The following is a 6,212-nucleotide window of genomic DNA, read 5'->3' as shown; positions in this document are numbered from 1 at the left end:
ATAAACAAGAAGCTCAGCGGGGCTGGGATGTGGCCAAGGGTGCGATCGCATCTGGCCTCTATTCTGTCGTTGTGCTCGATGAGTTGAACCCGGTACTGGACCTAGGGCTGCTGGACATTGACGACGTTGTCCGCACCCTGCGACGCAAACCTGACTATCTAGAAATTATTGCCACAGGACGTAGTGCCCCCCCGGCCTTGCTAGAAGTCGCCGATCTGCACTCGGAGATGAAGCCCCAACACTATGCCACCTCCGAAATCCCTGGACTGACTGGGATTGAAATCTACACCGGAGACGGCAAGGGTAAATCCACCAGCGCCCTGGGCAAAGCCCTCCAGGCCATTGGCATCGGCATCAGCCAGGACAAGTCCCATCGGGTCATGATTATTCAGTGGCTGAAAGGGGGAAAAGGCTATACCGAAGACTCAGCCATTGCGGCACTGCGACAGAGCTATCCCAACCTGGTGGACCATCAGCGCTGTGGTCGGGATGCCATTGTCTGGCGGGGGCAGCAGCAAACCATTGACTATGTCGAGGCTGAGCGCGGTTGGGAGATTGCCCGCACGGCAATTGCCTCAGGGTTGTACAAAACCATCATTCTCGATGAGCTTAACCCCACCGTGGACCTGGAACTGCTGCCAGAGGAGCCCGTTGTCCAAGCGCTGTTACGCAAGCCTAGGGATACAGAAGTGATTATCACCGGGCGTTGCAAAAATCCCCCGGCCTATTTCCAACTGGCCAGTGCCCATTCCGAGGTCTTTAACCATAAGCACTATGCCGAACGGGGGGTGGAACTTAAGCGGGGGGTGGATTTCTAGGCGGTTAGATGCGTTAGGATCGCCCCAGCAGTTTTTATGTTAGGTATCCAATCAAATGGCAAAAGTTGAGATCTACGTTTGGTCGTCGTGTCCCTTTTGTATTCGTGCTAAGCAGCTATTGACCCGCAAAGGCGTTGACTTTACCGAATACGTTATCGATGGGGATGAAGCCGCGCGGGATGCCATGGCTGCCCGTGGCTCTGATGGTAAGCGATCGGTCCCACAAATTTTTATCAATGACGAGCACGTAGGCGGCTGCGATGCGCTCCAAGCGCTAGAGGCTAGTCAGAAGCTCGACCCGCTGTTAGCGGCGTAGTTTTAACAAATTTGCTCGGCGTATTTGGCAGGGGCATTCCATGGAACGCCCCTGCCAAATACGCAATTAGCTGCCTAACAACAGTTCTAGATGCCATAGACCAACGGCGCCCAGGTGTCGGCAATAGCGGCCAATCAGACGCTTTTCTTCAGACGAAGGGCGACAGTCGAGATGGCTGTAGCGCAAAACTGCGATCGCGAGTTCCTTTGCGTCTTGTTGGGGAACGCCCACTCTCATAAGTCGGTGCCAGTAGCGTGCTCCAAGCCGCTTGAGCGTGGCTCGCTTAGATGTTTTAGGTGGCTGACGTTCTAATAATACAGTTGCAGATGCCTGCATAGTATCCCCCTCCCTATAAGCGGGTTAGTGTGATTCAGGAAACAACAAATCTGACAAAAAAACGTAAAAGTTGTTTACGTATAGTGTTTGAACCGAAACTAGAAGTTTACTAACACAGCTCCATCAGTGAAACCCGTGGACCGGTTAGTAACGATGCTGATTCGCTGTAAAGCCTCTACAGTCAAGGTAGAGCCTACTTCGTAAATTTATGCAATCTCTAGAAGAGATAGTGTGATTTGGACCCCGACTCTCGGATTTATTGATCACACAATCTCTGTGCACCTCATCAATCGCGCTGCAGAATCCCCTCAGGAGAAGACCGTTAGCTAAATTGGAGGGAAAGGATATCAGCAGCGCGGAGTTGTTGATAATACTGCTCGATAAGACTTTTTTGGTGGTTTGATGGCAGAGTGTTGCGATACATAAAGTGACTAACTGCGATCGCTAATTCCCTTGCATCCTGGAAAGGCACACCTTTTTCCACCAGCGTTTTCCAACAACGCGTTCCTAAGCGCTGCATATCAAGGTTTTTAGCGGGCGGCTCGGAAATGTTGTTAAGTGTGTCATTAGGTAGAGCTTGTACAGCAAGAGTTTGCATAACAAATGTTCTAAAAGAAGTACGCCTGGAGATAGAAGATATTGCTTAATAGAGATACAACCTAGTGGAGTCAGATCCGTATACCTATGGTCTTAGTTATACCTGTGGCCCTAGTCAGATCTGACTTTGAACTTAATGCGCTTGTATCTAACACCCTTGATATATCAAGAATAAAGAATTTGTCTCAGCCAATACATCAGCCAACTGCTGAATCATCTGCGCTGAAACGCGTATTTAGTATCCTCTGATACGGTGATGTGTGTTAATTAGTGTATTCTGAGTCCGTGTATACCCTGATGCGTCCAACTGCGGCTCTAGACTGCGGCTCTAGACAATCGGCTGACGGCCTAAGAATCCGGCCATTACTCGTAAGACCATGCGTTTTAGGGGCGTCACATGTTCAATTACCCAAAAGCCTGCACGGCGTAGCCACAGTAATGGCAACAGGCGGTTAGAAAATGTCCGGTTGAGCAGGTCAGTCATGGCCAAAATTAGCCAGTTTTCGGTCCGTCGCCAGCGTTCGTAGCGTTTGAGCACTCGAATATTGCCAATGGATTCTTGACGGGTATGGGCTGCTTGCAAAATTTTGGCCAGGGCGGCGGCATCTCGAATGCCCATGTTGAGTCCTTGACCCCCTACGGGATGACAACAGTGGGCCGCATCGCCCACAAGGGCAACTTTAGGCTTGACATAGCAGTGACTCTGCATGAGCCGTACCGGAAATATCATCGGCGGCTTGAGCATGCGCAGCTCTCCCATCTCGTTGCCATAGCGACGGCGCAGCTGGGCCATAAAGTCCTGCTCAGGAAGAGACATGATGGCTTTGGCTTCCTCGTGGGGCACAGTCCACACCACCTGACAGCGGTTGCCTGGAATCGGCAAAATAGCAAACGGCCCGCTGGGCCAAAACTTTTCGTAAGCCGTATTTTGATGGGATCTAGCGGGGGCTAGAACGGTGGTGATACAAGACTGCCAGTAGGCCCATCCAGAGGTACGGATGCCAGCATAGTTGCGAATTCTTGACTGGGCTCCATCAGCGCCCACCAACAGTTGGGTCTGTAATTGCTGGTGCTGACCGTTGCAGTCCAGGGTAAGCTGCACTGTCCCAGAGAGATCTTTAATATCCACTAAGGTGGTGTCGTAATACGTGGTGAGACGATGAATATTTGTCGCTAAACCCTGTAGAGCCTGAATCAGTACGCGATGCTCTGCCCCGTAGTAAACTGCATCGACCAGGCTATCAGTGGGATAGAAATTCACGGTTTTACCATAGTCTGCGTCGGACATGCGGACACGCTGGAAGTGGGTGATGTAGGGTCCCACCTGGTCCCATAGCCCCAGCTGTTGGAAAATACGGGCGGACATGGGGGAAAACGCATAGGCCCGATCGCGATCCGCTATTTTAGCCTGCCTCTGGGCTTCAATAATGGCGACGGAAAGACCGCTATGGCGGAGGGCGCAGGCTAGGGTCAATCCCACCACACCAGCTCCGACGATGGCTACATCAGTGCTGGCAATCTGCTGTTGATGGATACTTTCGTTGGGGTAGGCAGGAGAGACGTTCAAGGTGTATGGCGCATTATGTGGCTAGCTTATTTTTACGCGTTCACCTAATAGTGGCAACTGGTGACAATTTTTAGGGCTTTGCTACAAATATTTTCGCTTTGAGCAGCGAATTTTATCTGCCGTTTAAGCTGATATCCAAAGCGCCACTGGGGATTGTATGTATCGGCTATTGCAACTGGTTCACGTAATTGTGCTGCACCTGATGACCTGGTTGCAGCCCTATCTCGGCCCGATCTGTTTGGTCGTAGCCTGGTCCGTGGTTGCCCTAGGTCTTTGGCAGATGTTTGCAGCTACTCGAGATAGTGTGCAACAGGCCCAGGCTATGCATCGTATTCCCTGTGCTGGCTGTAGCTTTTTTACTAATCAGGCTGTGCTCAAGTGCGCGCTGCATCCCACCCAAGCCATGTCAGAAGAGGCTATCGGATGTCTAGACTTTGAGACAGCCAACCCTACCCTAGCGGCGTGTCAGCGTTTAAAGGCTCTGGAATAGCTGGCTGCAGCATGATGTGAGGGTAAACGACAGCTCATGGGTTGGCTCGCGCTGGGATAGATTATCCCCCGTAGATTAAATTTGCCTGAGTTTTCCATTTCCTTCATGCTCTAGTTAACCTAAGGCAAATATTTTGTAGTAGAGCTTCTTTTTTGGCTGTATTGTGAGCGATCGCGGGCAATCTGGTGGCATAGCCTCAGGCCGGTTGTGGGTTTCCTGTGAGATCGCTAGAGAACTTTTGAACCATTGCGATGATTTCGATTTTTATTTTGACTCACAATGAAGAGCGAGATATTGCCGCCTGCATTGAGTCAGCCCTAGGGGTGTCAGATGATGTGATTGTGGTGGATTCGTTTAGTTGCGATCGCACCCTAGCCATCGCCCAGAAATACCCCATCCGCACTGTCCAACACACCTTCGAAAGTCACGGCAAACAGCGCACCTGGATGCTATGCAACGTCCCGACTCAACACCCGTGGGTTTACATTTTAGAAGCTGACGAACGCATGACCCCGGAGTTGTTTAATGAATGCGTAGCAGCAACCCAGTCTGGTCAGCATGTGGGCTACTACGTCGCTGAACGGGTCATGTTTATGAATCGCTGGATTCGTTACAGCACCCAGTACCCCCGCTATCAGCTACGGCTACTGGACAAACAGCAGGTGTGGTTTGACGATTACGGACACACTGAGCGCGAGGTCTGTGATGGGTCTACCGGATTTCTCAGGGCCACCTACCCCCACTACACCTGTAGTAAAGGGTTTGCGCGCTGGCTGGAAAAGCACAACCGCTACTCCAGCGATGAAGCCGCCGAAACCATTAATCAGCTATCGGACCACGGAGTCAACTGGCGGGCCTTATTTCTAGGTCGCTCCGAAGTTGAACGTCGTCGTGCCCTGAAGGACCTATCCCTACGGCTGCCGCTACGGCCCCTGGTGCGGTTTATCTACATGTACTTTTTCTTGGGGGGCATTCTGGACGGTCGGGCCGGATTTACCTGGTGTATGCTTCAGGCTTTCTATGAATATTTGATTACCCTCAAGGTTTGGGAACTGCAGCATGGATACACCACAGATACCAGTCCATCTGTGGATAGTGCGGCCTCAGTCAAGCAGACCGCAGAGGAATTAGCGAGATCTGTTTAGCGGATTTCGAGAACGCTCTTAGACACACGTTTTAGACAATATTGAGCTAACTAGCTGTGTGGGTCTAACTATGGGAAACCTAACCATGAGGTGCATAGCTGGGCAGGCATTTCGCATTAACTTGCATCAATGGCTTTTCCCCAGTTCAGATTATTAACGCTTGTTAGACCGCAGTTAGACCGTAGACATCACTCTAGTGTCTCCAGGGAAAATACGCCTGGGGATATTACCTAGAGCCTCAACGTAGATTGATATGCTGACCCAGGCCCAATCCTTAGAACAATATTTGTTAACCCTTTCTCAAAAACGTCGCACGGGTGAACTGGTGGTGGGCTCGGCAGGTGAGTCCTGGAAGCTTTACTTTTACTCGGGACGGTTGATCTATGCCACGGGTGGCCAGCATTCGGTGCGACGGTGGTATCGCTGCTTGCGACGCTACAGCAGCCAGTTTTCCAGTAGCTGGTTTATGGGTATGCGTACCCCCGACGACTATTGGGAGGTGGATTTTATTAATCAGGCAATCCAGCGTCAGTATATCTCCCTGGAACAGGCTAAGGCGGTGTTTCAAAGCATTGTGAATGAGGTTGTGCTCACCCTGGTGGACTATCCAGCCGATGATGTGCAATGGCATCCAAACCGTCTGGTGGCGCAGCAGCTGGTATTTGTATCAGTGCAGCAAGCCTTGGTGCGATCGCAAAAGCTCTATCGTCAGTGGCAAGCCATTGGCGGCGATCATCTCACTACCTTGCTTCCCCATGAGCTGCCCTATCTCTCCCCCGTTGTGATTAATCACCGAGGGTTGCGCGTCCATCTATCCACGGCTAAGTACGACCGATTGACCCGCTGGATGCAAGGCAACATCACCCTGTGGGATATGGCTGCCCAAGCCCAACGGTCCCTTCCTGAGATCATAAACCTGCTGGTGCCCCTGATCTACCAGGGC

8 protein-coding genes are annotated in these 6,212 nt (G+C 51.4%); 5 read left to right on the top strand and 3 right to left on the bottom strand.

Features of this window, described 5'->3' with window-relative positions:
- On the top strand, nucleotides 1-818 hold an 818-nt coding region (locus IQ260_RS25935; RefSeq protein ID WP_193995976.1), incomplete at its 5' end, for a cob(I)yrinic acid a,c-diamide adenosyltransferase.
- Nucleotides 819-873: 55 nt separating this feature from the next.
- On the top strand, nucleotides 874-1,134 hold the full coding sequence (gene grxC / locus IQ260_RS25930; RefSeq protein ID WP_193995975.1) for a glutaredoxin 3: 261 nt from the start codon (nucleotides 874-876) through the stop codon (nucleotides 1,132-1,134).
- Between the two features lie 66 nt (nucleotides 1,135-1,200).
- Here grxC and IQ260_RS25925 read toward each other — a convergent pair whose 3' ends face one another.
- From IQ260_RS25925 to IQ260_RS25915, 3 genes are all read right to left on the bottom strand, one after another.
- On the bottom strand, nucleotides 1,201-1,470 hold the full coding sequence (locus IQ260_RS25925) for a hypothetical protein (RefSeq protein WP_193995974.1): 270 nt from the start codon (nucleotides 1,468-1,470) through the stop codon (nucleotides 1,201-1,203).
- A gap of 322 nt (nucleotides 1,471-1,792) precedes the next feature.
- Complete coding sequence (locus IQ260_RS25920) at nucleotides 1,793-2,068, bottom strand: hypothetical protein (RefSeq protein ID WP_193995973.1); 276 nt, start codon at nucleotides 2,066-2,068, stop codon at nucleotides 1,793-1,795.
- Nucleotides 2,069-2,395: 327 nt separating this feature from the next.
- The gene (locus IQ260_RS25915; protein WP_193995972.1) at nucleotides 2,396-3,634 is read right to left on the bottom strand and encodes an FAD-dependent hydroxylase; all 1,239 of its coding nucleotides are present in this window, start codon (nucleotides 3,632-3,634) and stop codon (nucleotides 2,396-2,398) included.
- Nucleotides 3,635-3,791: 157 nt separating this feature from the next.
- Here IQ260_RS25915 and IQ260_RS25910 point away from each other — a divergent pair, with 157 nt between their 5' ends.
- From IQ260_RS25910 to IQ260_RS25900, 3 genes are all read left to right on the top strand, one after another.
- The gene (locus IQ260_RS25910; RefSeq protein ID WP_193995971.1) at nucleotides 3,792-4,124 is read left to right on the top strand and encodes a hypothetical protein; all 333 of its coding nucleotides are present in this window, start codon (nucleotides 3,792-3,794) and stop codon (nucleotides 4,122-4,124) included.
- Nucleotides 4,125-4,375: 251 nt separating this feature from the next.
- On the top strand, nucleotides 4,376-5,269 hold the full coding sequence (locus IQ260_RS25905; RefSeq protein ID WP_193995970.1) for a glycosyltransferase family 2 protein: 894 nt from the start codon (nucleotides 4,376-4,378) through the stop codon (nucleotides 5,267-5,269).
- A gap of 253 nt (nucleotides 5,270-5,522) precedes the next feature.
- The coding region (locus IQ260_RS25900; protein WP_193995969.1) for a DUF4388 domain-containing protein at nucleotides 5,523-6,212 on the top strand (690 nt) is incomplete at its 3' end.

It is taken from the genome of Leptolyngbya cf. ectocarpi LEGE 11479, assembly GCF_015207065.1.
GTDB lineage: Bacteria > Cyanobacteriota > Cyanobacteriia > Phormidesmidales > Phormidesmidaceae > Leptothoe > Leptothoe ectocarpi.
Note: the sequence above shows the minus strand (reverse complement) of the source record. Positions and strands in the feature narration are given on the sequence as shown.